This window comes from Streptomyces caniscabiei (assembly GCF_014930365.1).
In the GTDB taxonomy this organism is placed as follows: Bacteria; Actinomycetota; Actinomycetes; order Streptomycetales; family Streptomycetaceae; genus Streptomyces; species Streptomyces caniscabiei.
In genome coordinates, this window is the sequence record NZ_JABXWI010000028.1 from 1 (window position 1) to 18,729 (window position 18,729).

General features: G+C 65.0%; 12 protein-coding genes. 7 read left to right on the forward strand and 5 right to left on the reverse strand.

Going from position 1 to position 18,729, the window contains the following annotated elements; genetic code table 11:
* Positions 1 to 127: 127 nt before the first annotated feature.
* The 4 genes from HW837_RS43435 to HW837_RS43450 form a co-directional block, all read right to left on the reverse strand.
* The gene (locus HW837_RS43435) at positions 128 to 3,730 is read right to left on the reverse strand and encodes a DEAD/DEAH box helicase (RefSeq protein WP_193382837.1); all 3,603 of its coding nucleotides are present in this window, start codon (positions 3,728 to 3,730) and stop codon (positions 128 to 130) included.
* Positions 3,723 to 6,674, reverse strand: coding sequence for a DUF1156 domain-containing protein (locus HW837_RS43440; RefSeq protein ID WP_193382836.1), 2,952 nt, complete (start codon positions 6,672 to 6,674; stop codon positions 3,723 to 3,725). Before HW837_RS43440 ends, HW837_RS43435 begins: the two co-directional genes overlap by 8 nt.
* A 157-nt stretch (positions 6,675 to 6,831) precedes the next feature.
* Complete coding sequence (locus tag HW837_RS43445) at positions 6,832 to 7,245, reverse strand: DUF7680 family protein (protein WP_193382835.1); 414 nt, start codon at positions 7,243 to 7,245, stop codon at positions 6,832 to 6,834.
* Complete coding sequence (locus tag HW837_RS43450) at positions 7,242 to 10,250, reverse strand: DUF499 domain-containing protein (protein ID WP_193382834.1); 3,009 nt, start codon at positions 10,248 to 10,250, stop codon at positions 7,242 to 7,244. Before HW837_RS43450 ends, HW837_RS43445 begins: the two co-directional genes overlap by 4 nt.
* Positions 10,251 to 10,606: 356 nt before the next feature.
* Here HW837_RS43450 and HW837_RS43455 point away from each other — a divergent pair, with 356 nt between their 5' ends.
* Positions 10,607 to 11,551 (forward strand): DUF5655 domain-containing protein, encoded by a 945-nt coding sequence (locus HW837_RS43455; RefSeq protein WP_193382833.1) that lies wholly within the window; start codon positions 10,607 to 10,609, stop codon positions 11,549 to 11,551.
* A 96-nt stretch (positions 11,552 to 11,647) separates the two neighbouring features.
* Here HW837_RS43455 and HW837_RS43460 read toward each other — a convergent pair whose 3' ends face one another.
* The gene (locus HW837_RS43460) at positions 11,648 to 12,394 is read right to left on the reverse strand and encodes a DNA-methyltransferase (protein WP_193382832.1); all 747 of its coding nucleotides are present in this window, start codon (positions 12,392 to 12,394) and stop codon (positions 11,648 to 11,650) included.
* A gap of 578 nt (positions 12,395 to 12,972) precedes the next feature.
* Here HW837_RS43460 and HW837_RS43465 point away from each other — a divergent pair.
* The 6 genes from HW837_RS43465 to HW837_RS43490 all read left to right on the forward strand — a co-directional run bounded on the left by HW837_RS43465 (position 12,973) and on the right by HW837_RS43490 (position 18,722).
* On the forward strand, positions 12,973 to 14,118 hold the full coding sequence (locus tag HW837_RS43465; protein ID WP_193382831.1) for a C40 family peptidase: 1,146 nt from the start codon (positions 12,973 to 12,975) through the stop codon (positions 14,116 to 14,118).
* A gap of 88 nt (positions 14,119 to 14,206) precedes the next feature.
* Positions 14,207 to 14,515 carry a DUF6112 family protein gene (locus HW837_RS43470; protein WP_193382830.1) on the forward strand — a complete coding sequence of 103 codons (309 nt, stop codon included), beginning with the start codon at positions 14,207 to 14,209 and terminating at the stop codon, positions 14,513 to 14,515.
* A complete protein-coding gene (locus HW837_RS43475) occupies positions 14,515 to 15,198 on the forward strand; it encodes a hypothetical protein (protein WP_193382829.1) in 684 nt (227 codons plus the stop codon). Before HW837_RS43470 ends, HW837_RS43475 begins: the two co-directional genes overlap by 1 nt.
* A 27-nt stretch (positions 15,199 to 15,225) precedes the next feature.
* A complete protein-coding gene (locus HW837_RS43480; protein ID WP_193382828.1) occupies positions 15,226 to 16,620 on the forward strand; it encodes an SCO6881 family protein in 1,395 nt (464 codons plus the stop codon).
* Positions 16,621 to 16,762: 142 nt separating this feature from the next.
* Positions 16,763 to 18,235 carry an SCO6880 family protein gene (locus HW837_RS43485; RefSeq protein WP_193382827.1) on the forward strand — a complete coding sequence of 491 codons (1,473 nt, stop codon included), beginning with the start codon at positions 16,763 to 16,765 and terminating at the stop codon, positions 18,233 to 18,235.
* Between the two features lie 34 nt (positions 18,236 to 18,269).
* The gene (locus HW837_RS43490) at positions 18,270 to 18,722 is read left to right on the forward strand and encodes a DUF6238 family protein (RefSeq protein ID WP_193382826.1); all 453 of its coding nucleotides are present in this window, start codon (positions 18,270 to 18,272) and stop codon (positions 18,720 to 18,722) included.
* The last annotated feature ends 7 nt before the right edge of the window (positions 18,723 to 18,729 follow it).

The following is an 18,729-nucleotide window of genomic DNA, read 5'->3' on the forward strand; positions in this document are numbered from 1 at the left end:
ACGTCCGCGTCAACGCGCCAATCCGTATCCGTTCCGGGAAGCCATCCCCACCACATGATCACGAGCCACAAGCCCCGGATCCTAAACGATCACCCAGCAAGGAAGCGACGTTGGACCACACCTTCCCTCACAGCCCAAGAAATGTGGCGCGCATCAAGGTCATCAACCCACCCAGCTGAAGTCCGAGTTGGCGACGGAGTTCATCCCAAGTCTCTGGCGAGATCGGTTCCCTCTGGGTGCTTAGGCGGGCGGGGATCAGCCGGGCGAGCGGCACGTTCAACTTGCCGCGCATCGCTTCCGCATAGCCCCACATCGACGTTCTATCCGTGTTCAGGGCATGCCAGACGGTCAGCGGATCGATGCTGGCGCCGCCCTCATATCGCGCTGCCGCGCACCCGGCTGCCAGTGCCTCGTGAACAAGGACGATGAACTTCGCTCGGATGACCTCCAACGCCTGCTGTCGGCGAGTGTCGCTGAGAGCGCTTTCGTACGACCGTTGCCTTCCAATGGCTTCAATCCGAATGGTGTTGGCTGTCTCTTCTGCCTCACCGCGAGCCGCCGCAGTTCCGAGGTTGTCCACGTCCTTCAGCCCCCACACCACGGTGGGTGGAGTGCGGTCGGCGCGTAGGGCAACACTCGGCCATACCCCGTCGCCAGTAATGACCAGCGCGCTGTCGTCAGGAAGGCTTGCCCCTGCCCTACGGGCGAGCGCCTCAGACAAGGCCGGATGACCATATGTCGCCAGTGCTGTCCAGCTATCTCCGTCACGCGATGCCCGCGCAGGGTCAGACGTGACGGGGCGGCCAGGCTTGTCGAGCACAGCACCGAAGCGTTCGAAGAGGACCTCGCGCAGGTCCTCAAGAGCAACGGGGGAAGGGGCGTGCTCGGGCAGCGGCATCGCGTCTTCTGCGCCGAAGCCGACGCCTTCCTGTCGCACGACGTCGATTTGGTCGACCAGCTCGCGGATCGCTTGTTGCTGAGCTGAGGCCCTCTCGCTCTTCGGCGCCTTGAAGATCGCTTGAAATGCACGTTCGGTGGCGCCAAGAATCGGCTGCAGTTGCCCAAGCAGCTGCCGGAAGTCGTCGATTCGTCCGGCGAGCGCTGCGTAGACGTCTTGCTCAACGGTGTTGGGTACGAAGTAGCTTCGGATGTGGACAACATCGCGCGCTTGACCGAGGCGATCCACACGGCCGATGCGCTGTTCGACGCGCATCGGATTCCACGGCATGTCGTAATTGATGAGGAAGCTGCACGCCTGGAGGTTGAGTCCTTCGCTGGCCGCGTCGTTGGCCAGCAGGACGGTCACACGGCCGGAGCGCACGGCGTCGACAAGGTCACGCTTGGAGATGTCGACCCAGCCTTCGTGTTCACGGAAGACCTGTCCGCCTTGTCCGGTGAAGGTGGCCAGCTGCGATCTATAGGCTCCGACAAGCCTGTCCCGAAGGCTCAGAAGTGTGTCCGTGTACTGGGTGAAGACAATAGTTGAATGTCCTCGCCCACGGGCAGCGTCCAGATCGGAGCGCAATCGGTCAAATTTCGAGTCCGGCACGTGCTTCATCCGGCTGATGTACCCCCGGATGTCCTCGATTTCGGTCGGCGTCAGTGGCAGTGCCTGAGAGTCGTTGACCTGGTGTCCTTCTCCGGTCTCCAGGCCAGCGTCGCTCCACGCCTCCTCGAAGTCCTCTGCCGCCTGATCGTCGTCGAGCGCCAATGCCTCGCGGTTGAGTCGCTTCGTCAACGTCGCGTGGATCGCGGCCCAGGACGAGGTCAGCCGACGGCGGTATACGGTCAATACGAAGCCGGCGCCACGCTTGCTTCCGTGCGCAGACATGAGCCGGTCGATGAGGTCATCGAGTTCGTCGTAGAGGTCCTGCTCCTCCTGGGTGAAGGGCACGACGACCGGCTGGGTGTCCCGATCAGCGAGGTTCTCTGTGAGGAGTCCGCGATCGCGGTACATCTTCAACGTCTCTCGGCTATGGCGCGTGACGAACTGTCCGACAGGGCTGAGAAGAGACAGCCATTCCCGCAGGGCTGCCAGTCCGCTGGGCGTCAGCTCCTGGGCGATCTCCTCCCCAGACAGGTCTCCCGTGCCGAACTTCTCAATGCGGGCTGCCGCTATCGGTCCCACTCGGCTTCGGATCCCCCGCAGGACCGCTTCCTCTGCAGCGGTATGTGGTAGCCGAGGCGTGTCACGTAGCGTCTGGTCCAACCATGCCCAAGCCGTCTTGCGGCCCTTCGGGCCATCGCCCCTGGCTACTTCGCGGAAGTACTTCTCGAATGCATGAGGGCTAGCCAAAGGGCCCTGCAGACCTACATGGACGAGTAGGTCGCGCAGCTCGATCGGGGCAACCTGCATCGGCGTAGCGGTCAGCAACCAGAGTGCCTTGGCTGCTCCCCGTTGAGTGATGCGATCGAGCAGTTCGAGCAAGCGACCCGGGCGGTATTCATCCTCATCAATATGCGTACGGCGAGCGTGGTGTGCCTCATCCACAATCACGAGGTCGTACGGTCCGGCCGCAAGGAGACGCTCCTGCTCAGCCGGCCGACGCGCCAGGTGGCTGGAGGCGATCAGTACGGGCTCGGCCTCCCATGGATTCACCCCTGGTACGACACTCCGCACATCGTCAGGGTGAGCACCATAGATCTTGCCGCCTTCAAGGCGGGGAACCCATAGCCCAAACTTCTCGAAGAGCTCGTCCTGCCACTGCCGACAAACGTTCGCGGGGGCCAGGATAAGGGCTCGTCGCACGCGCTTGGACAGCAAGAGCCGGCGCAACGACATGCCAGCTGAGATCGTCTTACCAAGACCAACTTCGTCGGCGAGCAGCCAGGAGCGAGGGTAGAGACCTGCGAGCCGTTCAACCACCTGCTGCTGATGTGGGAAAAGCGTCAGTCCCGTCGTTGCCACCGGGAGGGCCTCGGCACCGACAAGAGCCGGCGCCACCTGCAGATAGCGAGCGACGGCAGCGTCGTCGCCCATTGGCTCCGGCTCTTCCGGATCTCTCTCTCCAGGCACCACCTCTGGCGCCATGCTCAGCAGGCGCTCTGATGCGGCATCCGGTAGGGCGTACACCCTAAAGCCGACCATCCGGCCAGCCCAATGCTCCTCGAACTTCAGGGCCCAGTGACTGAAGTACGTGGCAGCTTCAGTCCACGAAGGGTAGACAGAGAACGACTCGAAGTTACGAGTCCACGCCTGGGCGGACTCGTTCACCGACCCCTGGAAGGCAACGCCGTCGCCAGCCGCGTCACGCAGGACCCCGATCTTCTCGTGAAAGTACGGGTCCATGTTTCCGCCGACGATCGGGGTCCCGTCCTGGTCCACCGGGATCGCAATCCGCACGTCAAGACGCCCCACCTTCGCCAACCAGGCAAGCACCTCAAGACGCCGTCGATCCACTTCGGACTCAGTGACCAGCGCGTCGGCAAGCTTTTTGGCGAACGCCGGGCCGATCTCGGCACGGCCAAGTAAGGCGTCCCTGTCCCCCGGGCTGACCTCAGCACCACACAGCAGCCGCACGCGCCCGCCGCCATTGATGAAGCGAGACAGACCGCGCGCGGCAACACTCAGCGAAGAGGAGCGGAAGTACCCAACCGAGCGGTTGTAGTGAACCGACCGCGACAGGGCTGGGATGTAGAACGCCTCCAGCACTTGATCGCTGGAGTCATAACCAGGCTTCAGGTCCAAGCCTCTCAGGCCGGGCGGCGCCACGACGCTGACGTCAGACATCGAAACCGAAGCTCTGCTGCTCGTGCTGAGCAACGGGTTCCACCTCATCGACGGGTAGGTCAAGGTGATCGAACAGAGCCGCTCGTAGGCTGTCCAAAATCCGTGCCTCGGGGCGTGCAAAAGCGCCCTTGACCTTCACGCGGGGAATCGCGTGAAGCGCGGCGCGGACCACCTCCGTAAGCGTGGAGTCGTCCGCCAGACCGGTGCGATTCAGCCAAGCTTTCGCTGCGCCGAGGCCATCCGAATCGTACAACGACATCAGAGCGTGCAGCCGGTCGAGCCAAGTCGCGTATTCCGCAGCTTCTGGATCAAGCGCACCAGCTGTGACTCGCTGCGTCGGCGTCAGAAGAGTGACGCTTCCACTCGACGCCTTAACCACCTTGTGACGCTTGGCCAGATCATCGAGGTCAAGGTGCGTTGCCAGGGAAAGCTTGCGGGCTTCGTCGTAAGGAAACTCTGCCGCCGCAAAGTCGCTCCAGGCCAGCAAGTACCAGTCAGTGATCCTGTCGAAATCGATGTCCCGGCCGCCAAGCAGGTCCCGCTTCTTTAGCGAAGCAACCTTTTCTCGGGCCAGGTCCAGTGCTGCGTCCGGCCGCAAGATCTCCGGATTTCCATCGTCATCAAGTTCACCAGTGTATACAGGCCAGCGGTCAGACAGCACCGACAGCACAGGACCGTATGTCGCGATAGTGAGGTCTACGCCAGTCATGCCCTGGACGGCGAATCGGGTTGCAGCCTCTTCAGCAGCGCGCTCAACGTCACGTCGAATATCTGACCAGTAGGCAGGCTCGTTCCCAGTTCGCTTTCGACAGGCCAGGAAGATAGTTGACTGCGCCGCATTCTTCTTCGCCTGATGTGTCGAATTCTCACTTTCCGTATGCACCGGCCAGGAAGCATCGATTGAGAAACCCGCATCCAGCAAAGCCGATCCCAAGGTATCCCAAGCATCAATTCGCTTATGGGTGAACATGACAGTCATGACACCCTCCGCTTTCAGAACGCGGTACGACTCAAGGAAAGATTGTCTCAACAGCTCTTCATACCTGGCGTCAGCCAAGTCGGCCGCAGTCTTGGCAGCACCGCCCTTTCGGCGCCCACGGACTGTCGGCATCGCAACATCTTTAAACAGTGCAGGATTAGCCACTGCTTCAGATTCTTTGTCAGTGCGAGCGAGATCGGTAAACTCCGGCCAGGTGTCACGAAGCGACCGCTTGAGCCAGGCATAGAAGAAATCAGAGATCTCCGCATACATGACATTATCATAGTATGGCGGGTCCGTAACGACTGCATCGACGGATTCGTCAGCGAGAGGCAAACTCCTGGCCGACCCCCGAACAACATGCACAGCTGATTTTTGGGCTTCACCCATCAGTACGTCGCCACTCGAAATCAACGCCGAGATCTTTTCGTGATTCACGACTGCATTATTCACCGCCCACGGAGCTAGCGCATAAGCTCCATCAAATTCAGCAAATGACCATTTGAAGTTGAAGTTATGCTTATCAAACGTACTTCTGATCTTGGTACGCGATGAATCCCAGCTGCACTGTCGACTATTGTAGTCGATCATCTTATCCAGAGCGAAGGCAAGATACAAAGAAAGCGCCCCGGCCTTCTCTTCCCCGATTTTATCGCGCGCCTCGCTCGTGATCTTTTGGAGCTCTTCTAGCGCGGTGACACCTACAAGCAGCTGTCGCGGCGAGAAGAAATCAGCCCATCGTTTGATGCCATACATTCGATGCCCTCGATCATAATTCGAGAGACTGTCGATTTCGTCACTTGGAATTAGATCATCAATTTCCCATCCAGGAATTTTCTGCACTAGCGCGCGTTCCGCCTCCGCCACAGCCGAAATGTCGGCAGCTGTCGGGGGACGGAAGAAGCGTCCTCTCGATCCAGCTCGGGCAACGGCAACAGCGAGAAGGACTTGCCCCATCCGATCAGAACGAGCCATTTCCCGGATATGCTCACCGGAAAACGCCTCTTCCGTCCAAATACTTGTAGCAGCGCCGCCCTTATAAGTGGACTTTATTCCCCATTCCTTCGCTGCAGCACCACGAACGATACGGGTCTCAAAAACCCCAGATTCCTTGTCTACCTCGAGAGCGATTGCAGAATCGCGCGCGGAGTTACCGCGCTCTAGCCAGAAATCAGGCATCAGCGGGGTCGGACGACCTGTCGTGGGACAGGGGACAGTGTGGGCCCAAATATAGGCCACAATTGTTTCATTCCGCTCTTGCGGAAAATATACGGCGAGACGCTTGCGCAGCCTCTCACTCCACTCTGCTCCCCAAGCAGAGATTACATTTCCAAACTGCGGTCCGAGCGTAGCCGGAAGTACCAACGTTCCTTGCAGGATCGCAGCAGCTACTGGATTCAATTCGTTCGCCACTGTGTCGCACCCATATCGCGCCGCTTCGAATGGGATTGACCCGCCGCCCGAAAACGGGTCGAGAACCTTAGGAACTTCTCGGCCTGCCATGCTGCCTGGCACGCGCAAGTTCGCCAGGCGTTGAATTCGCGCAATGGTGTCTTCCTGAGGATTTACGGTGAAGGCTCGAGGATATCCGTAGCCATTTCCAGCGAGCTTCAATCCAGCCTCGTTTGCAGCCTTGATAGCCTTCCTTGCAGCAACCGAATCGCCAAGGATTCCAAGAGACTTCACATACCAGTCTTGATAGCTCTGCTCACCACCGGGAAACTCTTCCTGAAGCCCCTTTTGGATACGGGCCGCTTCTGGGTTTCCCATCGCCTCTTCATCAGACGGCCAGGCTGGCAGCAGCGAAGAGACAACAGCGGCGCGGCTAGCTACGAGCGGGCGGCGAGCCCACCATACGTGCAGAAAGTTGATCGGCGGGTACGCCTTAGCACTGCCCCGCTCACGCAGGCTCTCGGCACCAATCGCTGCGGCAGGCAGCCATTGCTCGATCAAACTGCGACTCACTGGCGGTCCTCTCACTACACCCGCACCGCGGATGCGACCGCTGCGAGCTATGGATCGTCGAATTTCTTAGTTGATGAAGCACCACGCAAGCACTCCGAGAGGTCGTCAGTCGAGGGCCCCCGGGTGACGCCGCAGCACTTCAGGTAGCTCAACGCAATTACCGGCGTCTGCCGCCGTCGAGAAGAATTCGCAACGCCTTAAGCCCATGCCGATGTTGTACCTGAGCATGCCAATACGCCGCCTCCTCCCGGCTCATCCCCGCCACGCCTTCGGCGATGTCGACGATGCGATCCGCACGACGTAGGGGCTTCACTGCGCGCAACAACAGTTCCGCGTGAGCACCGAGCATCGGATCGAGCTCCAGCGGTTTCCGGGAAGTCCAGTCTCGGCCGCGGAAGCCAGCGGCCCGAAGAACGTCCTGGAGAGGGGCAGCGATGTGCGTGGCTCGACCACCATTCACATGGATGGCACGATGACCTCCATCAAGATCGTCTGCAGCTACGTCAACAGCGACGATTCGCCCATCTTCATCGCGGGTGATCAGGCAGGTGTACTGCTCAGCTCGGCTCATCCATCACTCTCAGTGCGCATAGTGATTCTGCACTTGGTAGGACCAGTGTCTCGCGCAGCCTGAGCAAACCGTTCCACCACGTCTCCGGACAACTGCAATGGATCAGCGAAAGCTGCAGTTACAGATGCCTTGAGCACGGACTCACGCGGGCCGAGTAGCTGCTTGAGAGCTTCGCGAAGCGGAGTGTAATCGCTGGGTGTGCCCAGGTAGGAAACCTTCGCCGCATGCGTCTGCTCATCACCGAGGGTCACAATCACATCGACTTCGTAGGTCAAGTCGGCGCCCAAGGTCGCTGCTGGGACGATCGAATGAAGTCTCAGCAGCTCGGGTCCGCCTCCGGCGCCCAGGTGGTCGATCTCAATCTTCAGTTCCAGCAAACTCTCTCGTTGTGTATCCGCTGCTGCGCTGCGTGCCTGTGTGAAGGCACTACCAGCCGCGCCAACGCCAGTGAACACCGTGGGCTTCACCTGTTGCAGCCCGAGCTGAGTGCCCCCGTTCGGAGAGCCATTCAGTGTCTCGTCCGGGCACCCCCGACCAGGATGGACGGTGTCACACAAAGGACACGCCTGCTCCGTTGGTGCCGGGGCTGAGCCGGGCGGGTGCAGGAGCACATCAGCCGCTAGTCGGATGCTCGCACCGGGGTGCTCCCTGGTTGCCCAGCCATCGTCGCCGCGGTCCGGGTCCTGGTACTCCCACACACCGTTGCGGACGCCGGCACTGATCAGAGAGACCAGCTGGGCCCGGTCAAAAACCATCTTGAGATCAGGGCGCCTGGCGAATGCCTTGACCAGCTCTTCAGTTGGCTGGGGCCGGTTCATCAGGTCACCGAGCTTGTTCTTTACGTGTGCCGGGTCGATTGCCTTGTCGCCGGCGCGAAGCGTCTTCTCCATGGCAGCAAGACGGCTCAAGATCGCATCGGTCTGGTTGGGCCATACCGATGAGGTAGTGACCTGATCAAGCTGTACTGCCTCAAGACCTTGGCTCGTAGGCACATACAACGCGTTCACGTGGTTACAGACCGCAACCCTTGCCATGAGCGCGGACTCCTTGGCCTTGTCCTTCAGCTCGCTCCGCTTTTCAGGAGTCAGAGCGTTCAGCGTGTCGGTGCTCGTGGAGAGCTCTTCAAGGGCGAGGTGAGTCTTCACAGCACGGACCATCGCATCATGCGTGCCCAGTGACGGCGCCAGCACCACCAGTCGATTGCGATACTCGCGAACTCCGCCGGACGGAGTGCGCTCCCACAGCTCCTGGATCTTGGGAGGGATGGCGCCGTGAGGGTCAACGCCGCGCGGGTCACCGAAGTCGTCCCAGTGCATTACGACCAGCCAGGCATCCTCGGCGTTGTCTGGGACCTTCGCGTCGTCCCAGTGCCGACGGACCTTGAGCGTGCTGTCGCGGAACTGTTCGGTCAGGATCCTCGTGGCCTTGGTGCGCGCCTTGGTCACGCTTATTTCACTCTCGGCCTCCTGGATCAGCTTCACCAAGGATGCCTCGGTCGAGAAGCGGTAACCGCGCACATCTGCGTGCAGGTACCAACAGGCGGACTCGAGGCCATCAAGCGCCTTCTGAAGCAGGTTGGGATCGTCTCCTGGGACGAGCGTTGCGCCGAAGAGCTCGGGAGGCTGCACGCCCGGCACATCACGCGTGAGGGAGTACAGGTAGACCGCAGCGGCAAGGCGCCGCCCGTAGGGCGCGCCCATCCGCTCGTCGACCCGCTCAGCGTGTGACAACTCCGCGCCGGCCTGAGATGCGATGTCTGCCCGAATCACAGGCTCGAACTGTGGTCTCTCCAGCCGACTGGAGAGCTCTTCAGCGATAACCCGTTCCGCAAGATCGATGTGGTGCGGGTGAATCAAGTAGGTGCTATCCGACTGCTGAGCCCAGAGCCGACGCACAACACGGGCAAGCAGCCGCAGCGCACCGCGGGTGCGCTGGAAGTTCGGGATCGTAGACAGACGCTTGTCCAAGATCCGGATGAGGGCGGGATGGAACGGATACGTTCGCGCAACCTCTGATGCCCAGCCGCTGCCAACCATGCCCTCTGGGAGATCAAGGCCACTGGCATACGCAGCATCGGCGGCCTCCGCATACGCCTGAGCGGCGTCCGCTGCGGCGCTACCGCTCTCGCGCTGCTTGAAGAGACGACGCGCGAGAATCTTCGGGAGATCGGGTTCCTCGCTGGGGCGGAGGACTAGCTCCTTGCGCGCCATGAGCGAACGAGCCTCGTTGATGGCCTCAAGCACATCGCTGGTCGCGTCGCCGAATGCGTCAGTCACCCCGGTGGTTGTAATCACCAATGCCGCATGGGGCAGGCCGTCCACCGCCTCCATGAGCGCCATCAGGAAGGCCGTGGTCTGGCTGGCGAGTGTTGTTTCGCCGACTCGCACCCCCTTGGCGACGTGGTAGTAGCGAGCGATCTCATCGATGAGGAGCAGCGAGGGGCGATCCCCCAGCATCCGCTTGATCGCATCGGAGCCCGGCGCAGTGAGCGCCTCGTCGTCCGTTCGAACGAACTCATACCCAGCAGCCCCACCGACCTGGAGTGCTAGGTATCCCCAGACGGTGCGGGGAGTGACGCCAGCGACCTCGGGGAAGCTCTGCGCGCCGGTGCTGGTGCCGACGAACGCCCCCACTTGATCCACGGGCTCGCCAGGGAGGAGTGAGGCGTCCATGAACTCTGCGGCGTGAACTGCACCAAGTCGTCCTCGAGCCGCGTGGAAGAGCGCGATGAGGTTGTGGGTCTTACCACCGCCGAGGTTGGTCTCCAGCCGGATCACACTGGCGCCGTCCGGTTTGCCACCGCCGATGCGGCCGAGGACCTCATTGAGCAATGACTTCAAGCCAGCCGACGGGAAAGTGGCCGCGAAGAAGTGCCCTGCGTCGGCATACGTGTCCGGGGCCGTACCAGCGATGACCTCCTCAAGCGACGCTGCAAAGCGCGACTCTGTGAGTTCGCCCGCTAGCACGTCGTCGCGTGGCTCGACCGCTCGGAACAAGCTCTCCACGTTTCTCCCCTTCGCCGCCTTCTCCACAGAGTATCCGTGAGCATGAAGCCCGAAGGGGCCAATCTGTTCTGATCCACAACACAGCCGCCAGCTCGTGCGGGTCCAGGGACCGCGAGGTCCCCCGTAGAGAACCAGGCGGCCGTCACGCGTCCCAAGTCTTCGGAGAGGCCAAGAACCCATGGACCAACACGACTCCGACACGCGACGGTTCCACTTCGTCTCCGTACCCATGTTCTCTGTGGCCGCGTAGATCCTTCCGCAAGGTGGCCTTGATTGGGGTGGTTTGCGCCCAGTACGGAATACCGGCAGGCCGGTTTCGATTGCTCCTCCTGTAGTGATCACGGAGGGGGACGTTGGTGACCAACCTGAAGCTGTTCCGGCTGGATGCCGACGGCCAGGACGTCGAGCTGCGCGGCTCCACGGTGACGCTGGAGGTGGAGCTGCAGCGGCGGGTCGAGGCAGGCATGGAGGCCATGCTCGGCATCCGCTTCCTGGCGTCGGAGTACCCGACGGGGCCTTGGCACCGCGGCCGGATCGACTCGCTGGGCCTGGACGAGAACGGCACACCTGCGCTGATCGAGTACAAGAAGGGCGCCGACAGCGGTGTCCTGTCGCAGGCTGTCTCATACCTGTCGTGGTTGGACTCCGCGCGTCACGAGTTCGAGGCACTGGTCAAGGAGAAGCTGGGATCCGAGGTCGCCGATTCGATCGACTGGCGGAACCCTCGGATGGTCTGTATCGCCGCTGGCTTCTCGCATCACGACCGAGTCGCGGTGCACCGTCTGCGCGAGCGGGTCGACCTGGTGCGCTACCGCGTCTTCGAGGGTGGGCTGCTGAGCCTGCTGCTGATCGAGTCCACTCCCGGATCCACGAGACCGGTCTCGGATCGTCGCCAGAGCCGCGAGCGGGAGGGCACGGCTCGTGCCGCTGGCGGAGGCGGGAAGCCATCCGCTCAGGCAACTGCCACCGCAGGTGCGATTCCTGGCTGCCTGAAGGACCTGTACGCCGAGCTGGACGAGGCCCTCACCGCCTGGGGCGAGGTCGAGGTGGCTCAGCTTCGGCACTACATCGCGTACCGCCGGATGGTGAATGTCGCCTCCGTCATCTTCCGTCCGAAGCACGAGGCGATCCTGGTCTACCTCAAGGTCGACCCGGATACGGTCGAGCTGGAGGAGGGCTTCTCACGCGACATGCGCGGTATCGGCCACCTCGGGACCGGCGACCTGGAGGTGCGTATCGCCTCGGCAGCCGACATGGAGAAGGCCGGACCGCTGATCCGGCGGGCGTTCGAGGCGGCCTGACGCAAGAGGAAGGGCGGCTGGTGCGTCGGTTTCTCGATGCACCAGCCGCCCTCATCCGTCTGCGGTCCGTCGGCCCCGGTCCGGTCGCTCTCATGCTCATGCCTCCGGTCCTGCCAGGACAAAGTCGTCCTGGGTCAGCTCCGCTCGGAGCCTCGCCTCAGCGACATCGGCGTAATGCGAGGACAGCTCGACCCCCAAAAACTGCCGGCCCTCGCGCAGGGCGGCGACGCCTGTGGAGCCGCTGCCGGTAAAAGGATCGAGGACGGTGCCGCCTTCGGGGCAGATCTGCACGAGCTGCTGCATGATCTCGACCGGCTTCTGGGTGATGTGGACACGGTCCTTGCGGGGCTGGGAGGCGATGAAGTGGCCGGGCAGGTAGAGGTCCCGGTCCTTTTCGAGGCTGCCCTTGACGCCCCAGACGATGAACTCGGCCGACTGCTTGAACCCGCCCTTGCGGGGCCGGCTGGCGGGCTTGATCCAGGGGATCGTTCCGCTCCAGGTCCAGCCTGCCATCTGCAGGGCGTCGGACGTCGTCGGCTCCTGGCGCCAGTCAGAGAAGACCATGGCGACGGAGTGCTCGGTCGCGGCCCGGTACGCCTCGGTGAGCAGTGCGGTCAGCCAGCTTCGATAGCTCCGCTGGTCGCGGTTCTCGCCGGGGAAGTTCTGCAGGTCGTGCGCCGATCCGGCCGTGACGTACTTGGCGCGGGCGGTGCGGCCGGTGCGGTCCGAGCTGGTGCGTCCGCCGGAGTTGTACGGGGGGTCGGTGATGACGGCGTTGACGCTCTCGTCCGGGAGGTTCTTCAGCACGGTGAGGGCGTCGCCTCGGTGCAGCGTGTAGCTCATGTGCGGGGCCTCTTTCAGGGCACGACGGGACTGGGCCCTCCCCGGACGGCGGTCAACGGCGGCCGTTCGGAGCGGGATTGCGCCGGAGGTTAGCCGCGATTTCCGGCCGCGCCTAACGAGCCGGTGCCGTGGTTCGGGCCCGGTTCGGCAGTCGTTTGGTGCGGCCGGAATCCCGGTCTACTGTCTCGCCACGTCACCGAGGCGGAGCCCGGCTTCGCCCCTGCTGACCTGTGCTGATCCGTATTGCCACGTCCAAGAACGCGGGCCGGAAGGCACGTTGACTCCCCGTTCCCGAAGCCGTGAGGAGACCCGGTGCACCGCCTGAGATTACGAGCGCGGCTGGCTGCCACGCATGACCTGAACCCGGCGTCCGGGAGCTACCAACTCCCCTGATCCGGGCCCGCCCTGAGAGGCGGATTCACATCGGCGCGGTGTCGACGGCTTTGCACGAGAAGTCGGCACCGCGCCTCCTACGAACCGCGAGGAGCCGCTGCGATGCAGCACGCCCTGATACGCCCACGCCCTGACCCAACACCGTTGCCCAGCCGGGCTGTCCGCCCCGGCGTACGGCAGCGGCGATGAAGAAGACAACCGGAGCCGTCGTCGGTCTCTTCGCCTCCGGTCCGCTGCTGGTGGCCGTTCCGATCCTCGGTATCGCGGCCGGGAGCGCTTCGGCCTCCTGCTCGACCGGCGGTACACAGGCTGTGGATACGTCAGCCGTTGCTGCTCAGGTGAAGGTCATCCTGGAGGACGGCGTCAAAGGCACGGTCTCCGTGCCGGGCCTGGGAGACCCGGCCGAGCAGATCCCCAACGCCAAGACCATCCAGGCCACCGGCGTCGCGATGAACATCCCGGCCCGGGGCCAGATCGTGGCTCTGGCGACCGCCCTGCAGGAGAGTGGCCTGCGGAACCTGACCTACGGCGACCGCGACTCGCTGGGCTTGTTCCAGCAGCGGCCGTCGCAGGGGTGGGGCACCGCGAACGAGATCCTCGACCCGGTGCACACCTCGACGAAGTTCTACGAGGCGTTGGAAAAGGTCTCGGGCTGGCAGTCCCTGTCCGTCACCCAGGCTGCCCAGGCGGTGCAGAGGTCCGGCTTCCCCGAGGCTTACGCGAAGTGGGAGCCCCTTGCCACCGCCTTGCAGCAGGCGATCGAGCCGCTGTTGTCGAAGGCCGGCGGCACGTCGCCGAGCCCTTCGCCGTCCGGCTCGGACAGCACGGCCAGTGCTGCGTCGAGTACCGCGGGCGGCTGTACGGCCGACGGGGACGGCACCGACTTCGGAACCATCCCGCCCGGCGCGGTGCCGACCGGGTACAAGATCCCGGCAGACGCTCCGCCCAAGGTTCAGACGGCGATCCGCTGGGCGCTCGGCCAGCTCGGCACCCCGTACCAGTGGGGCGGGAGCTGCACCGACTCCCACGGGAGCGACCCCATGGGCCGCTGTGACTGCTCCTCGTTGATGCAGCAGGCGTACAGGGCCGCCGGGGTCACCCTCACGCGGACGACGTACACGCAGGTCAAGGAGGGCAAGCCGGTATCGGTGGACGCTCTCCGGCCCGGTGATCTCGTCTTCACCGAGGGGACTGCCAAAGTCCCGGAACACGTCGGGATGGTCGTCGGCCAGGGCTTGATCGTGCACGCCCCGCGCACCGGGGACGTGGTCCGCCTCGTGACCCTCGCGTCCTGGAAGTCGCAGATTCTCGCGGCCCGCCGAGTCGTCTGACCGGCGCTTCTCTCCCTCCCCCTTCCTGCACTGGCTCTTCGCCCCTTCGGGCTTTGGCGTGCACTAAATCGAACTGGAGTTCACAACTATGTACCTCGTCGACAAGGTCGTCCAGCTCGCCTATGACCCCGGGATCAAGCCGAACGAGGGCGGGCTGCCGGGTCTGTCGGTCCTCAAGCAGGTGATGGGCTCGATCAACCTCTTCGGGATCATCGCCGTGGTCGGGGCGCTCGCCGTCAGTGCGGGCGTGTGGGCCTGGGGCCACCACTCCGGCGGTCACCAGGCCGAGGCCAACGGCAAGAAGGGTGTGTTGGTCAGCTCTGGCGCGGCTCTCCTGCTGGGTGCCGCGAACGGTGTGGTGGCGTTCTTCAGCACGCTGGGGAGCCAGGTCCGCTGATGTCTTCCCGCTCCACGAACCCCGGCGGCGCTTCTCGCGTGCGCCGCCGGGCGCTGCTCGGCACCGCTGTCCTGGTGGTGCTCGTCGCCCTCGCCGGCTTGGCCGCCTACCTCACCCGCGACGGCAGGATCTCCTCCAAGGCTCCCGCACCGCAGGTGAGTTCGGCTTCCCCCTCGACCGCTTCTGCTTCCGCTTCGTCACGACCGCACGGCAGCCGCGGCGACCTGCCCGTTCCCACGTCCACGCACGACCCGATCGCCTTCGGCAAGGCGGCAGCCGCGGCGCTGTGGTCGTACGACACCCGCGCCTACTCCCAGCGCGAGCTGGTGGTCGCCCTGCGCGGGTGGCTGACCAGCGAGAAGAAGTACGCCGACACCGCCTCGGTCGACACGCTCGTCCCCTCGCGCGTGCTGTGGAAGGAGATGGCCGCCAACGGCCAGTTCGCCACCGCCAAGGTGAACGAGGCGCACTTCCCCGACTCGTTCACCCAGGCCCTGCAGGCGGACCCCGGGGCGATCACCACCGCGTACGTCTACGCCGTGACGGTCTCCGGCAAACAGTCGATCGCCTGGAAAGGCTCGTCGCACGGCGGCGCCGAGAACCGCGTCACCACCCTCGCGGTCCAGTGCCGTCCCTCCCGTCCCTGCGCCCTGGCCGGTGTCCTGTCGGCCGTCGCTCCCTGACCCCCGCCCCTGAAAGGAGGTATCGACATGGGAGTCTGCGACTTTCCGCTGATGGACAAGGTCTGCGGCGCCGTCGACTTCGCCACCAATCCCGCCGGGACCGTCACCGACGGCATCGGGGCGTGGATCGCGAAGTCAGCGGGTGAGCTTGCCGCCAGCGCGGCCGATCTCGCCGCCAGGGCCGTCAACGAGACCACCGCCATCGATCTCAACGCCGGTTGGTTCCGGGACAACTACGAGCTGCTGTTGCCCATCGGTCTCGCCTTGACCGTCGGCACGTTCTGCATCCAGTTGATGCTCGCGGCCTGGCGACGGGACGAACGCGCACTCGCCCAAGCCGCGATCGGCACGATGACCGGCGTCCTCTTCTCCTTCTGCGCCGTCGCCTTCACCTCCGTCGCCATCACGGTGGTCGACGCCCTGTCCGACGGCCTGTTCCAAGCGGCCAACAGCTCAGTGGACGACGCGATCCGCCGCGTCATCAAGGTCAACCAGTTGGGGCCGATGTACGGCCTCGGCTGGACAGTCCCATCCCTGGTCGCCTTCGGCTGTGCGATCGGCGCGTTCATGTACTGGGGCGTGATGGTCGCCCGCAAGGTCGGCGTCCTGATCATGGTCGCTCTCGCGGTCTTCGCGGGAGCCGGTGGTGGTTGGGAGGTCGCCAAGCGCTGGCGGCGGGGTTGGATCGAGGCAACGGCCACCCTGGTCGTGTCAAAACTGCTGATGACCGTGGTCTTCCTGATCGGCGTCTCGGCCATGGGCAAGTCCGACGCCACGGACGGCATGGCCGCCCTCTCCGATGCGATGGCCGGCATCGTCGTGATGGTCCTGGTCCTGCTCTGCCCGTACGCGACCTACAAGTTCGTCCACTGGGCGAGTGACGGCGGCGGACACGACGATCTGCACCGTACCGGCGTCGCCGGCATGGCGGTCGCCGCGGGCGCGGCGAAGACCGCGGGCAGCCTCGCGATGCAGGCCAGCACCGGCACTCCCGCTCCGCAGGGGCCGAGCAAGGTCCCCGGCGCGGGCAGCGACGGTGTCGCTTCCGGCATCAACCCCACCGGCGGCAACCTGAGCAAGGAGGGCATCGACGGCGGACCTCCGAAGCCGCAGACCCGCTTCCGGTACGGCGAGGACCCGAACGCCTCCGGCGACAAGGGCCGCGCCCTGATCCAGCGTCCCGGCATCCCCGCGCTGATCACACGGCCTGCCGACACCGAAGCAGGAGGCTCGGAGGGGAGCGATCTTCCCGCCGTCCAGCCCGCTGGCGCGTCGATTCCGGGCGGCAGCTTGACCCGCCTAGGTGCCGCTCCGCCCGGTGGTCCCACCGCACCACCGCCGCCATCCACCGGTCCGTCGGCGACCGGCTCCCCGACTCCGACGAGCTGGGTCTACCCCGACCAGCCGCCGTCCGGGTCCTGACCCACCGCCACCCGGGGGCGGGCTGCTTCCCTCCAGCCCGCCCCATTCCCCTCCGGCCACCCGAGACGGAGCCCTGCCATGACCTCCAGAAGAGCATTGCGCCTTCTGCCCCTTCCCGCCCGCTCCCCCGTCTGGAACCGCCATGTCTGACAACCGCCAGGCCGAAGCCACCACGGCCACCGTGAAGTTCCCGCACCGCAGCAGGCGTGGCATCCTGCTCGGCCTCACCGCCCCGCAACTGATCGTCGTGAGCCTCACCGGCCTGCTCCTGCTCGCCGTGATCCTCGCCCGTGGCGTGGTCGGCGCTCTCGAACTCGTCCCGCTGTGGGCCGCCACCGCCCTGCTCGTCTTCGTTCGCTACCGAGGCCGGGCCCTGGCCGACTGGGCGCCGATCGTCACCCGGTACGTGCTCCGCCGGATGCGGGGCCAGTTGATCTGGCTCGTCCGCCCCTCCCGCCGCCCGGTCCGCGAAGGACTCCTCCACCTGCCCGGTACCGCCGCCAGCCTGCGCGTGGTCACCGCACCCGACCGCCGGTACGGCGCGGTCCACGATCCCCACGCCGGCACGCTGACAGCCGTCGTCAAGGTGTCCTCCCGCGCCTACGCGCTGCTCGACCCGGGCACCCAGAACGCCAACGTCAACGGCTGGGGCCGCGCCCTCGCCGCACTGGCCCGCACCGGCCAGGTCGCCCGGATCCAGGTGATCGAGCGCACCGTGCCGGACTCCGGCGACGCCCTTCGCCGGTACTGGGAGGAGCACGGCCGGCCCGATGCCCCGGTGGCCGGCCAGGTCTACAGCGAGCTGATCCAGAGCGCCGGCCCGGCCGCTGCTCCGCACGAGGCGTACGTCGCCATCTCGCTGGACGCCAAGGCCGCCAGGCGGCTGATCAACCAGGCCGGTGGTGGTCTGACCGGGTCCTTCAGCGTCCTGGCGCAGTTGACCTCGACCTTCGACCAGGCCGCGCGCACCGCCGGGCTCAACCCCACCGGCTGGCTCACCGCTCGCGAGATCGCGGCAGTCGTACGAACGGCGTACGACCCCAAGGCCCTTTCCGCACTGGACCGTTGGTCGTCTTCCGGGCGCCCCGAGGCTGACGCGGCCGCGGCCGGCCCGGTCGTGGTCGTCGAGAAGTCGGACCACATCGCGACCGACTCCGCCGTCCACTGCACGTACTGGGTGGAGAACTGGCCCCGCACCGAGACGTCGGCGGGCTTCCTGCACCAGCTGCTGTTCACCGCCGGGGTGCGGCGGACCCTGTCGCTGTCGTACGAGCCGAAGGGGCTGGACGCCGCCCTGCGTGATGTCCAGCGCAAGAAGGCCAGTGTGATTGCGGACGCAGCCGAGCGGGCGCGGCGTGGCCAGGTCGACTCCGAAGCGGACTCCATCGAGTACCAGGACATCAAGTCCCGGGAGCGTCAGCTCATCGCGGGCCACGCGGATGTCGCCCTGACCGGTCTGCTGACGGTCTCGGCCGACTCCGAGGAGGAACTTCGTTCCGCCTGCGCGGTCGTGGAGACCGCGGCGGTCGGCGCGCAGCTCGACCTCCGGCCGCTCACCAGGCAGCAGGCCGAGGCGTTCACCGTCGCCGCCGTGCCGCTCGCCCTCGCCGTCTGATGTCGGCCCTCATCCCTTCCGAAAGAGCACCGCCATGTCCCGCACCGCCAGCCCGACCGCGCAGGACTTCGTGCCCTTCGCCACCGCCGCGCTCGACTTCCACCGCGCGCTCAACGTGCCAGGCGGTCCTCTCGTCACCACCCGCGCCGAACTGGACGCCCTGCACGCCCACCTCGTCTCGCTGCACGGCCTGCTCGATGCCCACGCCGCCCGCACGGGCCAGCTCGTGCCGATCGAGGGCGACCAGCTCAGCGCCGCCCGCACCCGGGTCTGGCAGGCCGCCGACCATGTCCACGCCGCCTACCACGCGGCCCCCCGGCCCGGTTCCGGTGAGGTCCCCGACCGCGAAGCGTGCCAGGCCGGCCTGCCGGAAGGCGCACCGGAGCTGACCATCTGCCAGCGCCACCAGCGCACCGCGCACCTGGTCCGACGCCGTACCACCCCGGCCGACCTCCACGCTCCGTTCACCGGTCTCGTCCGCCACTGACCCTGCC

Coding starts and splice junctions, on each gene's coding strand:
- HW837_RS43435 (WP_193382837.1), bottom strand. CDS start 3,730: ATGTCTGACGTCAGCGTCGTGGCGCCGCCCGGCCTGAGAGGCTTGGAC.
- HW837_RS43445 (WP_193382835.1), bottom strand. CDS start 7,245: ATGAGCCGAGCTGAGCAGTACACCTGCCTGATCACCCGCGATGAAGAT.
- HW837_RS43460 (WP_193382832.1), bottom strand. CDS start 12,394: ATGAGCTACACGCTGCACCGAGGCGACGCCCTCACCGTGCTGAAGAAC.
- HW837_RS43465 (WP_193382831.1), top strand. CDS start 12,973: ATGAAGAAGACAACCGGAGCCGTCGTCGGTCTCTTCGCCTCCGGTCCG.
- HW837_RS43470 (WP_193382830.1), top strand. CDS start 14,207: ATGTACCTCGTCGACAAGGTCGTCCAGCTCGCCTATGACCCCGGGATC.
- HW837_RS43475 (WP_193382829.1), top strand. CDS start 14,515: ATGTCTTCCCGCTCCACGAACCCCGGCGGCGCTTCTCGCGTGCGCCGC.
- HW837_RS43480 (WP_193382828.1), top strand. CDS start 15,226: ATGGGAGTCTGCGACTTTCCGCTGATGGACAAGGTCTGCGGCGCCGTC.
- HW837_RS43485 (WP_193382827.1), top strand. CDS start 16,763: ATGTCTGACAACCGCCAGGCCGAAGCCACCACGGCCACCGTGAAGTTC.
- HW837_RS43490 (WP_193382826.1), top strand. CDS start 18,270: ATGTCCCGCACCGCCAGCCCGACCGCGCAGGACTTCGTGCCCTTCGCC.